Origin of the sequence: Pseudomonas sp. JDS08PS003 (genome assembly GCF_045013505.1) — a bacterium.
Taxonomy (GTDB): Bacteria; Pseudomonadota; Gammaproteobacteria; order Pseudomonadales; family Pseudomonadaceae; genus Aquipseudomonas; species Aquipseudomonas protegens_B.
In genome coordinates this window covers 4,675,242-4,695,185 of sequence record NZ_CP120724.1, presented here as the reverse complement: position 1 = coordinate 4,695,185, position 19,944 = coordinate 4,675,242, and the positions used below count along the sequence as shown (strand labels likewise).

Sequence of the window (19,944 nt, the reverse complement as noted above, 5' to 3'; positions counted from 1 at the left end):
GGACGGTTATGTCAAATGATGTTTGTGGTTATGTTTGCCCTGCTCCAAGTCTGGAGTCCTGGATGGCGTTGGAAAAATATATCTCAAAAAGTAAGTTGGGGATTCAGAGAATAATAAGTAATGAGCTTTTTAATTATCCGTCAGAATTTACTCCTGATATAGACACTTTTATTTTTTTGATAGGGGATAGACCGGGGTATCCTAACGCAACATATTTGACGGATTATAATGAATATGATCCTGATTTCTCAGATATTGGTTTTCCTTGTCACCCTAAAGACAGAGTTAAGATGTTGTTGGGCGCTATAGGAGATATATTTTCAATATGTAAGTCTGAAAAGATATGTTTTTCTATAACGGATAGTAGTCAGGTGGAGTTCGTGAAAAGAATTTGCTTTTCTGAGATGTTTGATGTGGTGATTGCTGACTTTGAAAAGTATCAAGCCCCTCCTGATACTCTTTATGAAGTAAGGCGCGGTGGTTGTATTTAAAGTTAAGTGTGGAGGGGGTGTGTTTAAAGTGAGCGAAATTTGAATAATAGTGGGTGAAAGATTTTTCATTGGTGATTAAGTTTTTGATGCTGAAGAGACGACTAGGTTCTTATCTTTAACTTTTATGGGCTTATTGACTTGAGATTAATTAAAAACATTCTGCAGGTAGGCGTTAATACTAATGGCGTAAGTGGGAGGTGTCCAAATAGCCGGGTTACATATACATCGCCTGGTGGAAGGAGCGTAATTTTGGCGTTGAGTGGGAGTTTTATTGGTTTTCGTTGAGATGGATGATGACTAAGCTCGACTTGAGAAGGTTGGGGGTGTAAATGCTTTTTTTTCTTATTTGTGCGTCTATTTTGAACGTGAAAAGATCTATTTATGAAAAATGGTATATCTGAGGAGGTTGTTGAATTTGTTTTTATTCCAGAGATAAGTTGGTGCTAAATTCTGCTCAGTGGGAAGGGGTTTTGGTGCGTAGTCAATTTTTTAAAGGCTGAGTTGGAAAATAAAAAGTTTGAATAATGGCGTTCGAATAGGGCGTGGTTGTCTACCTCAAGCGGGATATGATGCTGCCGTGATGATAGTGCTGAGCCGTGTAGAAGGTCGTTATCTGGTCAGGGATGAGTCGCTGGGAACTGTTGCGAAATAGAGTAAATCAGCCTTTTATTGATCTGAATTCGATTAATTGTAAGAGAAAAAGGGCGACCTTCAAGCCGCCCCTTTTTGCTTACTGAAGCACCTGCTCCTGCATCCGCCTCGTCGTCACATCCATCAAATCACACCCATCGCGCAACAGAATGCTGCACACCAGCGACAGTTCCTGCAGTACAACTGTACCTTTGGGCGCTTCATCAGAAACCGAGAGGTTCTCAAGTAGTTGAGTCACAGCGCGAATGCGATACGCCGCTGCATCGTGGAGGACGTCAATGGGGGCTTGGGTATCGATCAGTAGTGAGGGAATGTTGCAGTCGTGGCCGGTAATCGGCATGTATCTGTTCATGGTTAGTTCTCTGGTAATGGGAGTCATGCTGTCCCTACCGTCGCCAAACGAAAGGTGGCAGCTGTACGCAGGTTGGCGAACCGGCACCAGATAAGCCGGCAGACCCAAAAGGATCTCCCACGCACAGCCGCCATGAAGCGATTGTGCGGGAGCAAAAGTACCTGCAAGCAGAGGCTTTTGCATCAATTCTGGTGTCAGGTCGCCAAACCCGGTCGTCCTTTCAACGACCCCTCGACTATATCCAGCGCTCCCCCTGTCCTTAAAGCCCCATTCCTACTGGATTGTCTGCTTCTGCCGTAAGGCAATTCCTAATTTGCCGAGAGTATCTTTTCGAGTCGGTTCGCCGTGATTTTCCTGGCCTACAATGCCGTCCCGCATTGCTCGCCACGGTTCATTCCAGCGTGGCAGCCAACAGTCGAAACCGACCAAGGAAGACTTTCACCTGGTGGATCAGGGTAGCGCTGCCATTGAAGGCACAGATCTGAATGCCAGTAATATCGAGCAGTTCGAAACCATCACCCGCAGCGCTAAGAGCAACGCTGAGATCCAGGCTTAGCATCTGGCGGTGATCGCCGAGGCCTAAAATTTCGACGCCAAGGCCCCCAGGACCACGGCCCCGACGCCTGCGCAGATCGCCGGCCTGCCGGACGCCGCAAGCCTGTCCCGGCCGCACAAGTACCTGATTGAAACCAACCCGGCGCTGACCAACCTCAAGCAGTTCATGAGCTCGGACTACCTGCTGTCCCACCTCGGCTACAACCCCGATGAAAGCGCCAAGCGCCTGGGGGACGGTTTCTACGAACAGAAACTCATCCAGCAAGCCATGGTGGCCCGCACCGGCCAGCGCTTTATCGACGGCCAGGACAGCAACGAAAAGCTCTTCAAGCACCTGATGGACAACGCCATCCAGAGCAAGCAACAGCTTGACCTGTCGGTGGGCGTGACCCTGACCTCCGAACAAGTCGCCGCCCTGACCCACGACATCGTCTGGCTGGAAAGCCATGAAGTGAACGGCGAACAGGTGCTGGTGCCAGTGCTGTACCTGGCCCAGGCCAACAACCGCCTGGCGCCCAACGGCTCCCTGATCGCCGGCAAGGACGTGAGCCTGATTGCCGGCAAGGACTTGAACAACGTCGGCACCCTGCGCGCGGCCAATGACCTGTCGGCGGTGGCGGGGGAGAACCTGGTCAATAGTGGGTTGGTGGAGGCGGGCAAGGGCCTGAATCTGACGGCGGGCAAGGATCTGCTGAACAAGGCCGGTGGTGTTGTCGCAGGGCGCGATGTGGCCTTGACGGCAACTGATGGGGACGTGGTTAACGAGCGCACTTTGACTCGCCATCAGAGCTCCACTTCCATCAGTAATGAGCAGCGCGATTTTGTTGATAGTGCAGCGCGTATCGAGGCCGCCAACAATCTGACCCTGACTGCAAGCCGGGACCTGAAAAATACCGGCAGCGCATTGACCGCAGGCGGTGATGCGGTGCTCAGCGCTGGGCGTGACCTGTCCATTACGTCCACCGAACAGGCGAACAGCAGCAATGGCCAGTTCAAGAAAGATCTCTGGACGCGTAGTCAGACCACACAAAATGCCAGTGACGTCCAGATAGCCGGCAGTCTGAAAGCAGCAGCGGGTCAAGACATTCAAGTTGTGGCGAGCAAGGTTGCTGCCCAGCAAAGCTTGTCGATGGTTGCAGCGCGAGATGTGACCATCGAGTCTGCGGCGAATGCGGGTCATAGCTCGTTCAAAACCAGTAACGGTAGAAGTTCTGACGATCAGGTTCGCCAGCAGTCTTCACGCGTAGAGGCGGGTGGTGATCTGTCGATCAAGGCAGGCCAGGATCTGACGTTGGTGGCCAGCCGGGTTAAAGGGGGGCAGAACGTCGCCCTGGATGCCGCTCGCGATCTCAATGTGCTGTCGGCAAAGGATGAAACTGCCTCTTTCATGTCCAAGAAGGGCAAAGGCTCCTTTGGTCAGAGCAGCAGCAAGCAACAGGAGAGTTACCACAGCACCAACGTCGCCTCTGTGGTTGAGGCCGGGAAAGACCTGACCCTCAACACCAGCAAGAAAGCCGATGGCGGCATGAGCATCAACGGCGGCCGCGATGTCACGCTGATCGGTAGCCAGCTCAAGGCCGGTGCAGACCTGATGGTCGGCGCCACCGGCGATGTGGCGATCCTCTCTGGCGTCGAGGAGCACGGCTCCTACAGCAAGAAGACCAAGTCCGGTTTCCTTGGCCTGTCGAAAAGCGGCAAGAGCCAGTTGCAAACCACCGCGACCCAGGTCGGCAGCGGGCTGAGTGCCGGCAACGATGTGGTGCTGGCAGCAGGCAACGATATCCGCCTGCGGGCCAGTGAAGCATTGGCCGGCAACGATGTGGAACTGCGTGCCGGGCTGGTCAAGGACAGCGGTGACATCAATCTGGTTTCGGCCAATGACACGGCCTACAGCCGCAGCGAGCAGTACAAGAAAAAGGTCGGGCTTTCCTCCTCCGGGGCCAGCGTCTCCTTTGCCTCGGCCAAGGAGTCCGGGCGCCAGGCGCAAAGCAGCACCAGCGTGGGCAGCCAGGTGCTGGCCGAGCGCGATGCGAGCCTGAAGGCCGAGCGCGACATCAATGTGGTGGGCAGCGGCATCAGCGCCGGGCGCAATGTCAGCCTCGACGCCGGACGTGACGTCAATGTCGTGGCGGCACAGAACAGCTCGGCGGAGCAGGACTGGAAGAAGAGCAAGCAAGTCGGCGTGGGCGTCAGCAGCGACGACAACGGTGTCAGCCTCTTCGCTGGTGCCGAGCGCAACAAGGAGAAGAATCGCGTCGAAACCCAGACCGCCGCCGCCAGCCAGATCAGCGCTGGTGCAGACCTGTCGGTCAACGCCAAGCGCGACATCAATCAGATCGGTTCCGACCTTCGGGCCGATCACGACATCAACCTGGTGGCCGGTCGCGATATCAAGATCGACGCCGCCCGGGAAGTGCGGGTGACCGAGCAGCAGCGTGAAAGCGAGCGTAATGGCCTGGGTGTCACCATTAACCACAACTATGGCAAGACCAAGGACGCGGTCAACGGCGCCGGCGACGGTGAAAACAACACCAGCAAAGCCTCCAGCACCCTCAAGGCCGTCGACTCGGTCAGCCAGTTCCTCGCCGGGCCGACCGCTGACGTCAAGCTTGGCAACAGCAAGCAAAGCAGCAGCCAGGAGATCATCGAGCAGAGCAACCGCTCTTCAACCCTGCAGGCCGGCAACGACCTGAACCTCACGGCCAACAACGACGTGACCGTCAAGGGCAGCCAGTTGGGTGCCGGGCGCGACATCAACATCAAAGGGCGCGACGTCACCCTGGATGTGGCCAAAGGCAGCATCAGCGAGGAAACCCGCAACACCGAGATGTGGGGCGGCATTCACGGCGGCACCAGCGGTGGCTTCAAGATCGGCGTCGGCGGCAGCTTCGGCACCGCCAGCAGCGAGAGCAGCCAAGGTTCCTCCACCGCCACCCAACTGGATGCCGGGCGCGACATCAACCTCAAGGCCAGCAACGACCTGAACCTGATCGGGACCCAGGCCCAGGCCGGACGCAACATCGACCTGGATGCCGGTAACGACCTGAACATCCGCGCCGCGCAGAACGACCACAGCAGCGAGAACAACCGCAACAGTGGTGGTGGGGAGATGGGCTTCACCTTTGGTTCAGAAGGCGTGGGCGTCTACGCCAGCGTCAGCATGGGCAAAGGCAATCTGGAGCGTGAAGGCGAGCGCCAGCAAGAGGCTTATCTCTATGCCGGGGAGCGTCTGGGCTTCACCAGTGGCAAGGACACCAACATTTCTGGTGCCAACCTGCGTGGCGATGAAGTGATCGGGCGTGTCGGGGGAGACCTGAACGTCGCTTCGGTCGCCGATACCGGCAAGGTCAAGGGCAAGGAATTCGACATCAGCGTCACCGCCACCTTTGGTCCTGCTCCGGGGCTCAGTGGCTCGGTCGGTTATGGCCAGACCACCGGCAAGACCGACTGGGTTGAAGAGCAAACCCGCATCACTGGCAAGAACAAGGTCGATATCCGCACCGAAAACCACACCCAAATCGACGGTGCGCTGATCGCTGCTGACAACGGCAACCTCAAGCTGGACACCGGCACCCTGGGCTTCAGCGATATCGCCGGCAAGGACAAGGAACACGGCTATTACCTGAACGTGGGCGGCACCTACAGCTCCGGTAGTGGCACCACACAAGACAGCAGCCAGGTGGGTAAAGGCAAGGAAGGTGAAACCGGCTGGAGCGTCAGCGGCTGGGATTACCAGAAGGACCGCGAGCAGATCGTGCGCGCCACCGTCGGGGCGGGCGAGATTGTGGTGCGCAAGGATGTCGAGACCGGGGCTGATTCAACGGCCGGGCTGAATCGGGATGTGAGCAAGGCGTATGAGATCACCAAGGATGAGGAGTCGCGTACGGATTTGTATGCGAGCAGTTCTTCCCTTGGAGCGGTGGCGAGCCCGAAGAAGGCGTATGAGCAGTGGAAGAAGAGTGTTGAGTTGTATGGGGAAAAAAGCCGGGAGACGATGGTAAAGCTGACCCTTCTCTTGGCCAGCATGGGCGTTCTAATCGCGTCGCCAGACAATCTTCAGGGCACATCCGAAGACATTAATAGAGTCCTGGTAGAAACCGAAAACTATCTAAAAGCCTTCAGTAAGGATGAGAACAGACGTGCGGAGGCTATTGAGTTTCGCCTGAGGGAGCAGTTGGGAGACTTAAATTCCGATGGGGAAAAGATTCTTCTCGCTCGGATGAAGGAAATTGTCCGCGAAAGCCCTGAGAAATCAGTTGAACTGACAGCAATGATTTCCACTCTGAGAGGTTCTCCTACAACGGCGCAGAATTATGTACAAGGGGTAGCCTATGTTGGAGTAATGGCAGCACTTGCTGCGGCTCTGGTCTATCCTACTTTGACACCTGAAAGTCAAGAGCGGATGCGTAACTCTGCTAATTCGATGATTAAAGCTGTAAGCCAAGATTTCGCTTTAACAAAGGAGCAAATGCAGAACCAACTCAAGGTTACGATGGCAGCCTGGGAAATGGTCACCCTCATGCCGTTCCCAGTTCATCTACTTGATGACGAAAACCGAAAGCTGGTTAATCCGATTGTTATTACATCAGGATGGAACCCCGCCAGCGGGGGCTACGCTGAGGGTGGCGGAGTTATTACAACGCCGCATACCGGCGGTACTCAGCTGGATGGAGTGCAGAAGGATGGTGCCTATGTGACTCCGGAGCACAAGCTGAATCCGGGGGTGATGTATAGTGAGGATGGCTCAGTAAAAGGAACTGGGGTATTACCAAAGCCATTAGTCTCAAAAGGTTCCGATGTAACGCCTGAAATTATTAAACAAGCATTGCAAGGCGATTCTGCTATTAGTACGCAAAAGGCTGTGTCACTTCCCATGATTCAGCGATATGTTGATAGGCTTTTGAAGGGCGATATAGCACCAGCAATTGATATGGATGAAGATGTGATTATCGAAGGGAATCATCGATATATAGCGGCAAAGATATTGGGTAGAGAGCCTAGCGTAAAGCCTGGAGCGTTATCTCCAAATAAAGTTGAATTAAAAAGGCCGGTTGGTGAATTGAAAATTGATCCGGTAGATTGGGGTGATTAATGATCGTTTTAAAATTTGAGACTGGAGAAAGTTTAGAGTTTGCGTTCGATAGCTTTGCTGGTTCAGATTTGAGGGGGGTAAATTTACATCGTGCAATATTTGAAAGTCTAGACCTCGTTGGTACAGACTTTACTGGTGCGAATTTGAGAAATGCTGTTTTTGATTTCTGTACGTTGAGTGGAGCTAAAATGGGTAAGACGGCATTGATGAACGCTACATTTAGCTGCTCAGTAATGAGAGGTGTTGACCTTTCAGACTCAATTGCTGCGTATGCTGATTTTTCTAGAAGTGATCTTTCAATGTCTAATTTGAAAAATGCAGATGTGGGAGGTGCTGACTTTAGAGGTGCTGACTTGTGCGGCGCTAATGTTGACGTCAAGCGAATAGAGGAAGCTGATTTGTTTGGTGCTAAATATGATGAAAAAACTCTATGGCCAGAAGGGTTTTATCCTGAGCTCCACGGTGCAGTTAAGGTTAAGACTTAGTGTTGGGTTTTTAATTAAGTGTTTGCGGCGATAGCCCTATTTTATCGATGGAGAGATACATTTTGAGTCAGGTAGAGTTAACCGGTTCAATAGGTGTTTATGATCTGGCAAGCCCTATAAAGCGTCTGGCTGGATACGTTGTTGATATGGCGGTTGTATTTTTTATTCTGTTTTTGAAAAGCTTCATGCTGCATTTGTCTGTTCGCTTCAGCTCAGAACTGGGTCTGACGGTTTTTCAGGGGGTTGATTATTTCTTGACTTTGCTTGCTCTCGCCTACTTTTTGTTTTGCGATGCGCTGCCCAATGGGCAAAGTCTGGGGAAGCGTCTATTCAAGATGACTGTGGTTGGCTTTCCTTATGGACCATCCTGTACCCCTCTTCAATCAGCCTTGAGAAATTTGCCTAAAGCGTTATTCAGTATTTTGGATGGTGTATTTGTATTATTTGGTTTGCGTCGACGACTTGGCGATATGTTGGCTAGAACTGTTGTTACCAATTTGTGAAAAAATATAGTCGAAAAGAGCGGGATAAAGGTGGCGCTGAGATATTTGAAGAAATATTGGACATGTCTTGCCAATGCGGAGTGTTTGACAAAACACCGAATGTGCTGAGCGATCGAGAGACTATCATCTGGTCTACTACTATGTAACAAGGCTAAAGGGGTGGCTCTAATACCGCTCCTTTTTGTTTATGCTAATAGCTGACCTTGCATCCGTCGCCCCGCCACATCTATTAAATCACACCCATCGCGCAGCAGAATGCTGCACACCAGCGACAGTTCCTGCAGAACAACTGCACCTCTGGGCGCGTCATCAAAAATCGCGAAGTTTTCCAGCAGTTGAGTCACGGCGCGAATGCGATACGCCGCGGCATCGTGAAGGACGTCAATGGGGGCTTGGGTATCGATCAGCAGCGAGGGAATGTTGCAGTCGTGACTGGTAATCGGCATGTATCTGTTCATGGAGTGAGCTATTTGTAGTTGGATCTAGGGTTGAAATGATTTAAGTATTAGATGGGGTAAGGGGCGGAATGTGGATGGTGGTGTTAGTTATGTTGAGTTTGCGGCTTCTTTAAAATCTTTTGGTAGTGGTATTTTTGATTTGTTGGATCTGGTTTTTTAGAAGTAATATATTTGGTGGTAGGGTGGGAGTTTTGGAGTGTTTTTTGGAAGGTGCAAACTCTAATCGTATTGAGAAGTGGTTTAAAGTATGAGAATTCGTCGGCCCCTTGAAAAAAGAATGAGGCAACTAGAGGCTTCGGGGCGTGGTCGCTTTTATGAAGTGGTAGGGCGGGAGCAGGTTCTATGTTCAGTTGAACTTGAGGCTGATACTTTAGATATTTTTGTAGATGGTTTTTCATTCGTGAGTGGGGGTGAGGTGCGTAAGGTTTTATTTGATGATGTGCTTGCTATTAAAAGCCATTTGAATGTGAGTTTATTTTCTGGTGGAAGAGAGAGTTTTGATTTTTTCTGCCCATAGATATTGAGTATGAGTCTTTTAATTTTTCTCTTTCAGTACCTTTTTTGAGCTATTCCAATATTCTAAATATTTTGACTGGGCTCAGGGATGACTGGTGTAAGTGAGTCTTGGGCGGTAAGGGAAGATGGTAATGAATAATTTGCAAAGTGTGGGTCTTAAGTTGGATGTGGGGGTATTGCAGTTTGTGTCAGTTAATATTTATGTAAATGATGGGGTTTTTGATTTTAATATATTTTGTGCGCTTGATAGTGGGTTTTCTGGTTTTTTATCTGAGAAGTTTTTCTGCAGGCTGTATAGGCGTGATATAGAAAGGTTGATATCTTATTTTGATAGTCATGTTAAAGGTCTGGTGGCGGGGGAGTTGGCTGAGTCATTTACTTATGTAAATTTGGAGAACGATATGCACATAACAGCCCTGAGTGGTGATGCGGTCGATTTGTCAGATGGGGAGTTTTCAATACGTATATTATTTAATTGTGGTCAGGGCGAAAAGGCAACGACAAATACTTACTTTGGGTTTGAGACGGTTGTCGATGTGTCCGATCTGAATAAATTTTGTATTGGGCTTAAAGGGTTTTTGGCTAAATAGTGATGCTTGGTTTTCAATGGGGCTTTGCTCCCGAAGGCGGGCGTATCCGGTGAGGGATAATAATGAAAATAATTAGACTGATGGCTGACTATTAGTGTTTTCCGTTGTGGGATGTATCACCAGGGTCTTATGGGGATGTTGATCCGGATGAATATCCCATTTCACAAAAGCTTAAGTCAGATCGGATGTCATGGGCATTGAAGTATGATGGAGCTTTAGATACGGAATACCCTCTACACTCCAAATTTCCCAGTGATGCAGATGAGGCGGAGTTTAACGAAGAAGGACGTTGTCTATTGGTACGGCCAAGGGGGGAATTGAAAGACTATGTTGTGATTGGCAAAATGCTGATGTGACTATTGAATTTTTTTGGGGGCGGGGATGGGCGAATATCATTACTTATGTTGTAAATCATGTCGGATCTCTTTGAATCTGGGCAAGAAATTGGGGCGAGAACATTCTCGTTTGGTTGTGCAGGGGGTATATTCTGACAAGCATCGAACTTGGCTTAATGACGGTCGTGCGTGGTTTATTATCCAGGCTTTTATGCAGCAGCATCAGGGGCATGAGCTTATGTTTGTCAGTGATACAGAGTTTCCGCAGATCCAGCTTTATGACTATGTAGAGGGTGATGGGTTTTTGGTTTAGAGGGAGTAAAGAGGGAGGGTGATGAATTGGAAATTGCACTTGTGTAAGTGGCTCTAAATTCTACTCGGCTGGAACTGCTCCAATAGAATTTTTCTGGGTGGACTCAATGGAAATGACTGAAGAATTTTTGGAGGCCACAGATCTGGACTGCTTGGATGTCAATGTCTATTTCAATAGATAGGCTTTATATAAAAGATTGTGTTCCTGATTTTACTTGATATATTTCAAGGTTGAGTGTGTTGCTTGAGAAATTTGGTGCGACTGAATTTGAATGTGAGGTTATATTTTAGATTGTTTTGATTGCGTTTGAGGAGATGCTTTGTGGAAATGTTAAAGAAAGAGTGTGTGGCAAGTATCACTCTTTATGATCTTAGGGTTTCAGAGGGTGAGTTGATGGTGTTCGCGGATTGCATAGACATGGTTATGAAAAATTTTAGCGATACAGTTCTTGCGGAAAATACAGTGTGTGAGTCGAAGGAGGAACTTTCTTTCTATCTTGATGAGATTAAGGAGTTGCTGAAGGGTATGGTCCATCAGGAGTACTTGCCAGAGCGTTTTAAGGAAGGTCTTTAATTGTGTGTCTGTCAGGAAGTTATTTATAGACTTGTTGGGTGTAGGGATGGATTTTTATTGGGGTGAAAGTGATGGTAGACGCTGGCCGTGCTGTCGCTCAGGTGTCTTGAATGGAGATGGAGTTGATCTAATCGCCTGTTTGTTAATGGATGATGGTGGTCAACCTTATTTGGAAACTGTGCCATGGCTTGATGAAGGACTGGACAAGATTCGTCAGATAAGCAGGGATCAGATTGAAGTGATTGAATGGAGTCGTGATGCTTGGGGCGTAGTTCTTGCTGGTAAGGTGGCGAAAATATATTCCTTGTATGATGAAACGTATTTTTTAGATGTGACTCTTGAAGATTTTGAAGGCGCATTGCTAGGGTGGAAGAAGTTCATTATCTCGTAATAGATGTTGGTGGGCGTATGTGTCGATTTTTAAATATCTCTAGGTGGCATACATATGACGGTTCTAGACGCTGATTGGCAACCTGAGTTTGGTTCAATATTCACTTGGTTTGCAAAGGATAAATTTGGACGGGTTGCAGTAATGGTGAATAACTGCTTCGGAGATTTGCCCAGGGAGTTGCTCAGGATTGCCGAGGTTGAGTCACTACTCGATCGAATGAATGAATATATGTGGGAGGAGTCAAAAGAGTTTTATGATTACCCGATAGTGAAAGATGGCAGCTTTGATGTGGACCTGTATTCCGCTTGTCGTCATCGAAGTAACTTGTGTAAAGGTTTTATTTTAGATGAGTTTGAGAGTGATTTGGCGGAAATGGGTAACTACAGTGAGGCCAATTTACCTGTTAATAAGGGCTTCTTTGTCTATCACGCTATTGAAGGCAGCTATGAGGGTGAGGACTATCCAGTAGGGTACGATGGGACTACCAAGATGGGTGATTATTTTAGATATCTGGTCCCGACAGTTTTCGCCTCAGTCGAGGACTTTCCTGAAGCATTGCGAAGAGGCATCGCTGTTTCGGATCGCTTGGACTTTACAGTTGATCGGTTGCTGGATAACGAGCGTATAAATGAATATTTCCCTACTATGTACCAAGGCTGAGGGGAGGCTCTAATACCGCCTCTTTTGGCTTATGCTGCTAGTTGGTCTTGCATCAGTCGCCCTGCCAGATCCATCAAATCACACCCATCTCGCAGCAAAATGCTGCACACCAGCGACAGTTCCTGCAGAACCACTGCACCATCGGGCGCTTCATCAGAAACCGAGAGGTTCTCAAGTAGTTGAGTCACAGCGCGAATGCGATACGCGGCTGCATCGTGGAGGACGTCAATGGGGGCTTGGGTATCGATCAGCAGCGAGGGAATGTTGCAGTCATGGCCGGTAATCGGCATGTATCGATTCAGAGTCGTCATGGGGCTTCCTCCTGTATCAATCAGAGCCATCACCCTCTGCCGCCAAGCAGAGAAGGGTGACGGATTGCACAAGGTTGGCGGACCAGGGATATAGGACCTGGCACTCCCGAAGGTGTCCCTGCGCAACCCGCCATGTTTCTATGCCCGCGCACCTGGCTCCAGGCGTGGGCAAAATGCTCAGCAAATACAGCAAAACGGCATATTTCACTGCCCGAGCCAGCCCCCTAACCTTGTGTCCATCAGCTTCTCAACCCGGATGGAACACAACAAAAATGACTGAATACAACATCGCCCTGGTGGGCTTCGGTGGGGTCAATCGAGCCCTGGCGCAATTGATTGCCGAGCGCAATCAGGCATGGAAAAAACAACTGGGTTTCAGTTTGAAAATCGTCGGCATCAGCGATCTGTTCCTCGGTTCCATCGTTGCTCCCCAGGGGCTGGACGCCGGCCTGCTGAGCAAGCTGCCAGCAACCAAAGGCGCTTTAGCGCAACTGCCCGGTGGTCAGGTAGAGGCGCTCAACGAGCAGGTGATCAAGGACTCTGGCGCCGACATCATTGCCGAGGCCACCTTCACCAACCCGGTGGACGGCGAGCCGGCCACGACTTTCTGCCGCTGGGCCCTGGAGCAGGGCAAGCATGTGGTGACCACCAATAAGGGCCCGATTGCCCTGCACGGCGCTGAGCTCAAGGCCCTGGCCCAGCGTAATCAGGCGGCCTTCGAATACGAGGGCGCGGTGATGAGCGGCACCCCGGTGATCCGCCTGGCCCAGCAGTCCCTGGCCGGCAGCGAGCTGCTGGGTTTCGAGGGCATTCTCAACGGCACCTCGAATTTCGTCCTGACCCGCATGGAAGGCGGCCTGGACTTTGCCGAGGCGGTGGCCGAGGCTCAGGCCCTGGGGTATGCCGAGGCTGATCCGACGGCGGATGTCGAAGGCTTCGATGTGCGCTTGAAGGTGGTGATCCTGGCCAATGAACTGCTCGGTGCACAGCTGAGCGTCAGCGACGTCAGTTGCCGGGGCATCTCCGGTCTGACGGCTGCGGACCTGGAGCAGGCCCGGGTCGAGGGTGCGCGCTGGAAGCTGATCGGTTCGGCCCAACGTCAAGCCGATGGTTCGCTGCAGGCCAGTGTCGAGCCGCGGCTGTTGCCGCTGGCCCATCCGCTGGCGGGTATTTCCGGGGCGATCAACGCGGTGTCGTTCAACACCGGGCTGCTGGGCGCGGTGACGGTGTCCGGGCCGGGCGCCGGGCGTATCGAGACCGCCTTTGCCTTGCTCTCGGACATCATCCACATCCACCAGTCGCGCTCGAGCCGCTAGGAGCCTGCCCATGAACCTGTCACGCCTGGCGCCGGTCGCCGATTCGATTGAAGTCTGCAGCCCCTTCGATGGCCGCGTCATTGGCACGGTGCCACGCCTTGAGGCCGGTGCCGTGCCGTACCTGTTGCAGCAGGCCCGCCAGGGCGTAAAGGACTGCGCTGCGCTGCCGCGTTATCAGCGGGCACAGATTCTGGAACGGGCGGCCTTGAACATTGAGCGCGACGCCGAGCATTTTGCTCGACTGATCGTCGACGAAGCGGGCAAGACCTTGAAGCAGGCGCAGAAGGAGGTCAAACGCTGCATCAACACCCTCAAGCTGTCGGCGGAAGAAGCCAAGCGCAATGCGGGCGAGGTGCTGCCGTTCGATGCCTATGAAGGCTCGGAAAACCGCCAGGGCTGGTTCTCCCGCGAGCCTCTGGGGCTGATCCTGGCCATCACGCCCTACAACGATCCGCTGAATCTGGTGGCGCACAAGCTGGGCCCGGCCATCGCCGGGGGCAACGGGGTGATTCTCAAACCGTCGGAGCTGGCGCCGTTGTCGGCCATCAAGCTGGTGGAATACCTGCGTGATGCCGAGCTGCCGACGTCGGTGGTGACCCTGGCCACCGGTGGCGCGGAGTTGGGCAAGGCCCTGGTGGCGGCGCGTGAGGTGCGGATGATCTCCTTCACCGGCGGCTTTGTCACCGGTGAGCAGATCGCCCGCAGCGCCGGACTGAAGAAGCTGGCCATGGACCTGGGAGGCAACGCGCCGGTGATCGTGATGGCCGATTGTGATCTGCAGGCCACGGTGCAGAGTTGTGTGTCGGGGGCGTTCTGGGCGGCGGGGCAGAACTGCATCGGCACCCAGCGCCTGCTGGTCCAGGCCTCGATCTATGCGGCCTTTCGCGAGGCCTTTGTGTGCCTGGCCCGGGCTCAGGTCAGTGGTGATCCGCTGGCCGACACCACGGATATCGGGCCGATGATCAGTCTGCAGGCGGCGCAGAATGCGCAGACAGTTGTGGATGAAGCCTTGCAGCAGGGCGCGCGCCTGCTCTGTGGGCATCGGCGCCAGGGTTCCTGCTACGCCGCCACGGTGCTGGAGAATGTCGACCACGGCAGTCGCCTGTGGCAGGACGAAGTGTTCGCGCCAGTGGTGGTGCTGCAGCCGTTCGACGATCTGGATCAGGCCATCGCCCTGGCCAACCAGCCTGAATACAGCCTGCACGCGGGGATCTTCACCAACGATCTGCGCACCGCCATGGACGCTGCGCGGCGGATCGAGGCGGGTGGGGTGATGATCAACGATTCGTCCGATTACCGTTTCGATGCCATGCCGTTTGGCGGCTTCAAATACGGCAGCCTGGGCCGTGAGGGAGTGCGGTTCGCCTATGAGGAAATGACCCAGCCCAAAGTGGTGTGTCTCAACCGCCTGGGCTGAGGCTGGTTACAGCAACACGACAGGTCGTCGGGCACCGGGCAGGTTTGGTCACCTGCCCGGTGTTTTTTTGCCTGGGGGCCGTGCTGTCGAATCGACCCGCACAAAGGCAGTGGTAAAGTTCGCCCACTCAGGAAGAACGATGGGGCAAGCGCTCGGATGATCAAGGTGTTGTGGCAACAAGGGCGCGGCCTGTGGCTGGCGCTGTTTCTCGGTCTGCTGTTACCGACACTGGTGGTGGCCGAGCCGGCCCCGCCCGGGCTGCTGAAGATCTCCCTGGATCGCCGGGTCATCGATCTGAGCAACACGCTGGACGCTGCCGATCAGCAGCGTATGGAGAACAAACTGGCGGCACTGGAGCAGCGCCGTGGCGCGCAGATCGCGGTGATGCTGGTGCCCAACCTTGGCCAGCAAAGCATCGAAGCCTTGAGCAACCAGCTGTTTCGCTCGTGGAAACTGGGGCGCAAGGGGGTCGATGACGGCCTCCTGCTGCTGGTGGCGAAAAACGACCGCAAAGTGCGCATCGAGGTGGGCTACGGCCTGGAACCGGTGGTCACCGACTTGCTGGCCGGGCAGATCATCGCCCGGGACCTGACCCCGGCCTTTCGCCAGGGAGACTTTGCCGGTGGGATCGATCGTGCGCTGGACGATCTGATCATCCTGGTGGACGGCGGTGAGCTGCCGGAACCGGCGCCCTTGAGCGTACCGCTGGAAGCCTATGCCTTGCTGCTGGCGTTCATCAGCGGTTCGGTGGCGGGGGTGATGCTGGCCGCAGGCTGGAAGTGGCGTCGGGTCCTGGCCGCTCTGGTACTGCTGGTGGCGTTGCTGGTAGGGGCGGTGGGCGGTCGCGAGTGGCTGGTGCAGTTGTTCCTGGTGCCACTGTGCATGCTGGTGGGCGGCGCGACCTTCGCCGGTTTGTGGCAGGCGCGTCGGGTGTTTTACGGAGTGCTGGGGCTGTTGCTGTATATCGCGCTGTTGAGCCTGATCAGCCAGTATCTGGGCAGTGCGACCTTCCTTTACGGGCTGGCCTGGCCGGCCGCTGTGCTGCTGGTACTGGGGGGGCATTGGCTGCTCTACCGCATGATGCGCAACCGGTGGCGCAAGAGCCCCAAGGGCTTTGCGTGGCGACTGGGGGCGCTGCTGGTGCTGATTCTACTAATGGCCTGGGGTGTCGACGCCTGGAGCACGGTCCGGCAGTGGCTGACGGTGTTGCCGTTCGCCTACTTCCTCGGTTTTATGCTGTTTGCCAGTGGCAGCAGCTTTCACTGGTCCAGTGGCGCTGGTAGTAGCGGCAGCGGCGGTCGTTCGAGCTCGGGAGGCGGGTTCTCCGGAGGCGGCGGCTCCAGTGGCGGCGGGGGGGCGTCGGGCAGTTGGTGACGCGCCTGTTTCCCTTCCCATGCCGAACGGACCGGCCCAGGCGCTGCCGTGTCCGTCCGGGTTCTTGGATCAGACGACTTCGTCGATCAATGAGTTTTTTGGCGGCGTGACCGTAACCGGTGGCTGAGGCTGTTCCTTGGCCTTGTCGCGGAGTTTTTCCAGCGCCTCTTTCTGTTCCGCCGTCAGGGGCGGTGGGGTCAGCACCTTGCCCGAGTCAGGCAGCTTGATGCCGGGCTGGGAGCCGCCGGCGGTCAGTGGTGGGAGGGGACGGTTGCTTATTTCCATGTCACTGCTTCCTTGAGTGGGGGTGAATAAAGGATAACGACCGCTTTGTGGTGATCTTTAGAGCCAATGCTCTAGGCCGCCAGCTGAACCTTCTTTCGAGAGGAAGGGATTTGATGTTGATAATTATTCTTGTTTACAAATAAGATATGTTATTACGTTTTAAAATCACCCCAAGGAGCCTCTCCCATGAAAGTCCTGTCCTCCCTCAAAGAAGCCAAGAACCGTCACCGCGACTGCCAGATCGTCAAGCGTCGCGGCCGGATCTACGTGATCTGCAAATCCAATCCACGCTTCAAGGCGCGCCAGGGCGGGGCGAAAAACCGCAATAAGGGCTGAACCGCCGCTTGCTCCTGTCCAGGACAGGGCGCCCGATACGCTGCAACTACAGCCGGGTGCCTTGGCGGCTTATCTGCCCAGGCGGGCGATCAGCGGCTCAAGCATCGGGCGTTTGCTCTGCCACTCCGCCTTGGTGATGCCCAGCAGGACGACGTCCATGCGTTGGCCATCCTTGAGGATGTTCTGGCGCCGCAGCCCCTCCTGTTGGAAACCGAATTTCAGGTGCATGTTGATCACCGCCGGGTTGCTGGCCAGCACCTCGCAGTTGAGCTTTTCCAGACCGGCTTCAGTGAAGGCGTAGTCCAGCATCCAGAACTCGATCAGGCTGCCCAGGCCCTTGCCTTGCTGCTTGGCGTCCAGGTAGAACGCCCAGTCGGCGGTTTTCTGTCGGGCATTGATGGCATTCAGTGAAACGATGCCCAGGGCCTGGCCTTCGCCCACGACGACAAACACTGCCTGGGCCGGATTGCCCTGCAAGGAACTCAGCCAGCGCTGGTGTTCCTGTTCACTGATTTCATGGGAGGTGTACATGTACTTGCGCACCTCCTCCTGGTTGCGCAGCGTGCGTACATGGGCCTGAGTGGCGGGATCGGCATCGACCAGGGGGATGAACTGCATCCTGATGTCCTTCTCGGATGGGTGAGCGGTGGTGGCGCATGATGGCATATCCACTGCCGTTGCATGGATTTGTCTCTTGGGACAAGAACCGGTAGAAAGAACCCTCGCATTCAGAAAACAGATACCTGCATGAGCGACATTGAGAAACCCAATAGCCGCCTGTTCGACCTCGACTTGCTGCGCGCCATTGTCACGGTGGCCGATTGCGGCAGCTTCACCACCGCGGCGAGTCGCCTGCATTCCACCCAGTCCACCATCAGCCAGAAGATACGCCGTCTGGAGGACATGGCCGGGCACCGGCTGCTGGAGCGCGGCAACCGCGACGTGCTACCCACCGATGCCGGCGAGACCTTGCTGGGCTATGCCCGGCGGCTGCTGGCGCTGAACGACGAGATGCTTGAGGCGCTGTCCGGGGCCACGGTGGCGCTGACGGTGCGTATCGGCGTGCCGGACGACTTTGCTGCGGGGCGCACCACTGAGCAACTGGCGGCGTTCAACCGGCGCTACCCCCAGGTCAAGCTGGAAGTCACCAGCGGCATGAGCCGCGACCTGAGTGGCAGTTATGACCGTGGCGAACTGGACCTGGTGGTACTCAAGCAATTGCGCAACAGCCGTGAGGCCGTGGCGTGCTGGCCCGAGAAGACTCGCTGGGTGGACAGTGCGAAAAACCCCTGCATCGACCTCGACCCGTTGCCCATCGTCACCTTCCCGCCTCGCGGGGTGTATCGCGATGAAATGATCAGTGCCCTGGAAACCATCGGCCGGCGCTGGCATATCAGTTTCACCAGCTCCAGCCTCAGTGGCTTGCAGTCGGCCATTGCCGACGGCATGGGCATCGGCTTGCTGCCGCTGCGGGCGGTGACCCCGGGGCATGAGGTGCTGCCCAAAAGCATTGGCCTGCCATCGGTGGATGTGTTCGAGGTGGCGCTGCTGCACCGCCTGGCGGCCGATCCCATGGTCAAGGAGCTGGCGCGGGTATTGTCACGGGTGCTGGCCCAGGACACCCGTGGCTGAATCCGCTTGGTATTCGATAAATGAATATGCCGTAGTTCAGTATTTAATTTGTGCATGAAAGCGGCGCTGGATATCGTGGTGGCCAGCAGCGATACCCGGCATTGCCTGGCGCGTCGCTCCGCAGATTTGTTCACCCCGGCGGCGTTGCAGCACGGGGCAGCAAAACAACAATGAGGAGAGTCTCCATGTCCAAAACCACTTATTACGCGCCCCACGGCGGGCACCCGGCGCAGACCGAGCTGCTCACCGACCGCGCCATGTTCACCGAAGCCTACGCGGTGATCCCCAAGGGCGTGATGCGTGACATCGTCACCAGCCACCTGCCGCACTGGGACAACATGCGCATGTGGGTCATTGCCCGTCCGCTGTCGGGTTTCGCCGAAACCTTTTCCCAGTACATCGTTGAAGTGGGCGCCAATGGCGGCAGCGACAAGCCCGAGCAGGACCCCAACGCCGAAGCGGTGCTGTTTGTCGTCGAGGGTGAAGTCAACCTGACGTTGCAAGGCCAGGTGCACGTCCTCAAGCCCGGCGGCTATGCCTTTATCCCTCCGGCCGCCGACTGGAAGCTGCGCAACACCAGCGGCACCGAAGCGCGTTTCCACTGGATCCGCAAGCACTACCAGAAAGTCGACGGCGTGCCTTATCCGGACGCGTTCGTCACCAACGAGCAGGACATCGAGCCGCGGGTGATGCCTGACACCGAAGGTCGCTGGAGCACCACCCGTTTCGTCGACATGAGCGACATGCGCCACGACATGCACGTCAACATCGTCAACTTCGAGCCGGGCGGCGTGATCCCCTTCGCCGAGACCCACGTCATGGAGCACGGCCTGTATGTTCTGGAAGGCAAGGCGGTGTATCGCCTGAACCAGGATTGGGTCGAGGTCGAGGCTGGCGATTTCATGTGGCTGCGCGCGTTCTGCCCGCAGGCCTGCTACTCCGGCGGCCCGGGTCGCTTCCGCTACCTGCTGTACAAGGATGTGAACCGCCAGATGCGCCTGACCCTGAACGCGCCGCATTGATTCGATGGCAGGGCAGGGGCGGTTTGACGCTCTGCACGGCCGAACGGCACGTCATGAAAACCGGCGATCATTCGCCGGTTTTTTGATTGCGCAGCGGGGTAGAGATGAAGGCGCCGGAGGGGGGAGCGATGTTCTTTCGCGCCGACGCTCGCTCCGGGATTGAGGGATATCTCGACGTATCAGGCGGACATCCGCCGAGTTGACTCGGACCAGTAGACGGTTATTGAGCGCTGTTCCAACGTATCAACTTGAAGCCAAGGCGCCCGAGGGCAGCCTTGGCTGTTGC

The 19,944-nt window shown here is 54.7% G+C and carries 20 protein-coding genes and 1 pseudogene; 16 read left to right on the top strand and 5 right to left on the bottom strand.

Features of this window, described 5'->3' with window-relative positions:
• Positions 1-8: 8 nt before the first annotated feature.
• Positions 9-491, top strand: a complete 483-nt coding sequence (locus P7C00_RS20770; RefSeq protein ID WP_404937272.1) for a hypothetical protein — start codon at positions 9-11, stop codon at positions 489-491.
• A 730-nt stretch (positions 492-1,221) separates the two neighbouring features.
• Here the strand turns inward: P7C00_RS20770 and P7C00_RS20765 are convergent.
• The gene (locus tag P7C00_RS20765; RefSeq protein WP_041752729.1) at positions 1,222-1,494 is read right to left on the bottom strand and encodes a hypothetical protein; all 273 of its coding nucleotides are present in this window, start codon (positions 1,492-1,494) and stop codon (positions 1,222-1,224) included.
• 364 nt (positions 1,495-1,858) lie between these two features.
• Between P7C00_RS20765 and P7C00_RS20760 the strand changes: the two genes are divergently transcribed.
• The 4 genes and pseudogenes from P7C00_RS20760 to P7C00_RS20745 all read left to right on the top strand — a co-directional run bounded on the left by P7C00_RS20760 (position 1,859) and on the right by P7C00_RS20745 (position 8,129).
• Positions 1,859-2,050, top strand: coding sequence for a hypothetical protein (locus P7C00_RS20760; RefSeq protein WP_404937271.1), 192 nt, complete (start codon positions 1,859-1,861; stop codon positions 2,048-2,050).
• A 51-nt stretch (positions 2,051-2,101) separates the two neighbouring features.
• A pseudogene (locus P7C00_RS20755) lies at positions 2,102-7,141 on the top strand (hemagglutinin repeat-containing protein); the annotation flags it as partial.
• Positions 7,141-7,626 carry a pentapeptide repeat-containing protein gene (locus tag P7C00_RS20750; RefSeq protein WP_350403466.1) on the top strand — a complete coding sequence of 162 codons (486 nt, stop codon included), beginning with the start codon at positions 7,141-7,143 and terminating at the stop codon, positions 7,624-7,626. The pseudogene P7C00_RS20755 and the gene P7C00_RS20750, both read left to right, overlap by 1 nt.
• A 62-nt stretch (positions 7,627-7,688) precedes the next feature.
• Positions 7,689-8,129: an RDD family protein gene (locus P7C00_RS20745; protein ID WP_404937270.1), complete on the top strand. Its 441-nt coding sequence runs from the start codon at positions 7,689-7,691 to the stop codon at positions 8,127-8,129.
• A 185-nt stretch (positions 8,130-8,314) separates the two neighbouring features.
• Here the strand turns inward: P7C00_RS20745 and P7C00_RS20740 are convergent, their stop codons facing one another.
• Positions 8,315-8,587, bottom strand: a complete 273-nt coding sequence (locus tag P7C00_RS20740) for a hypothetical protein (protein ID WP_404937269.1) — start codon at positions 8,585-8,587, stop codon at positions 8,315-8,317.
• 247 nt (positions 8,588-8,834) lie between these two features.
• Between P7C00_RS20740 and P7C00_RS20735 the strand changes: the two genes are divergently transcribed.
• The 5 genes from P7C00_RS20735 to P7C00_RS20715 all read left to right on the top strand — a co-directional run bounded on the left by P7C00_RS20735 (position 8,835) and on the right by P7C00_RS20715 (position 11,965).
• Positions 8,835-9,104, top strand: coding sequence for a hypothetical protein (locus tag P7C00_RS20735; RefSeq protein WP_404937268.1), 270 nt, complete (start codon positions 8,835-8,837; stop codon positions 9,102-9,104).
• 130 nt (positions 9,105-9,234) lie between these two features.
• Positions 9,235-9,693 (top strand): hypothetical protein, encoded by a 459-nt coding sequence (locus tag P7C00_RS20730; protein ID WP_404937267.1) that lies wholly within the window; start codon positions 9,235-9,237, stop codon positions 9,691-9,693.
• Between the two features lie 969 nt (positions 9,694-10,662).
• Positions 10,663-10,914 (top strand): hypothetical protein, encoded by a 252-nt coding sequence (locus tag P7C00_RS20725; protein ID WP_404937266.1) that lies wholly within the window; start codon positions 10,663-10,665, stop codon positions 10,912-10,914.
• Positions 10,915-10,960: 46 nt separating this feature from the next.
• Positions 10,961-11,305: a hypothetical protein gene (locus P7C00_RS20720; RefSeq protein WP_404937265.1), complete on the top strand. Its 345-nt coding sequence runs from the start codon at positions 10,961-10,963 to the stop codon at positions 11,303-11,305.
• 54 nt (positions 11,306-11,359) lie between these two features.
• Entirely contained in the window at positions 11,360-11,965 is a 606-nt protein-coding gene (locus tag P7C00_RS20715; RefSeq protein WP_404937264.1) for a hypothetical protein, read from the top strand.
• Between the two features lie 29 nt (positions 11,966-11,994).
• Here the strand turns inward: P7C00_RS20715 and P7C00_RS20710 are convergent, their stop codons facing one another.
• Positions 11,995-12,276: a hypothetical protein gene (locus tag P7C00_RS20710; RefSeq protein WP_404937263.1), complete on the bottom strand. Its 282-nt coding sequence runs from the start codon at positions 12,274-12,276 to the stop codon at positions 11,995-11,997.
• Between the two features lie 272 nt (positions 12,277-12,548).
• Here P7C00_RS20710 and P7C00_RS20705 point away from each other — a divergent pair, with 272 nt between their 5' ends.
• From P7C00_RS20705 to P7C00_RS20695, 3 genes are all read left to right on the top strand, one after another.
• Positions 12,549-13,592 (top strand): homoserine dehydrogenase, encoded by a 1,044-nt coding sequence (locus P7C00_RS20705; protein WP_346635222.1) that lies wholly within the window; start codon positions 12,549-12,551, stop codon positions 13,590-13,592.
• Positions 13,593-13,602: 10 nt separating this feature from the next.
• Complete coding sequence (locus P7C00_RS20700; protein ID WP_404937262.1) at positions 13,603-15,009, top strand: aldehyde dehydrogenase family protein; 1,407 nt, start codon at positions 13,603-13,605, stop codon at positions 15,007-15,009.
• A gap of 156 nt (positions 15,010-15,165) precedes the next feature.
• Complete coding sequence (locus tag P7C00_RS20695; protein WP_404937261.1) at positions 15,166-16,383, top strand: TPM domain-containing protein; 1,218 nt, start codon at positions 15,166-15,168, stop codon at positions 16,381-16,383.
• A gap of 69 nt (positions 16,384-16,452) precedes the next feature.
• On the opposite strand, the gene P7C00_RS20690 is transcribed toward P7C00_RS20695, so the two are convergent.
• Positions 16,453-16,668: a hypothetical protein gene (locus P7C00_RS20690; RefSeq protein ID WP_404937260.1), complete on the bottom strand. Its 216-nt coding sequence runs from the start codon at positions 16,666-16,668 to the stop codon at positions 16,453-16,455.
• A 186-nt stretch (positions 16,669-16,854) separates the two neighbouring features.
• Between P7C00_RS20690 and ykgO the strand changes: the two genes are divergently transcribed.
• Positions 16,855-17,004 (top strand): type B 50S ribosomal protein L36, encoded by a 150-nt coding sequence (gene ykgO, locus P7C00_RS20685; RefSeq protein ID WP_011062095.1) that lies wholly within the window; start codon positions 16,855-16,857, stop codon positions 17,002-17,004.
• A 69-nt stretch (positions 17,005-17,073) separates the two neighbouring features.
• On the opposite strand, the gene pseH is transcribed toward ykgO, so the two are convergent.
• On the bottom strand, positions 17,074-17,622 hold the full coding sequence (pseH, locus tag P7C00_RS20680; protein ID WP_346635226.1) for a UDP-4-amino-4,6-dideoxy-N-acetyl-beta-L-altrosamine N-acetyltransferase: 549 nt from the start codon (positions 17,620-17,622) through the stop codon (positions 17,074-17,076).
• A gap of 129 nt (positions 17,623-17,751) precedes the next feature.
• Between pseH and P7C00_RS20675 the strand changes: the two genes are divergently transcribed.
• Together P7C00_RS20675 and P7C00_RS20670 are read left to right on the top strand one after the other, a co-directional pair.
• Entirely contained in the window at positions 17,752-18,636 is an 885-nt protein-coding gene (locus P7C00_RS20675) for a LysR family transcriptional regulator (protein WP_404937259.1), read from the top strand.
• Between the two features lie 185 nt (positions 18,637-18,821).
• Positions 18,822-19,658: a bifunctional allantoicase/(S)-ureidoglycine aminohydrolase gene (locus P7C00_RS20670; protein ID WP_123725844.1), complete on the top strand. Its 837-nt coding sequence runs from the start codon at positions 18,822-18,824 to the stop codon at positions 19,656-19,658.
• Positions 19,659-19,944 lie beyond the last annotated feature (286 nt).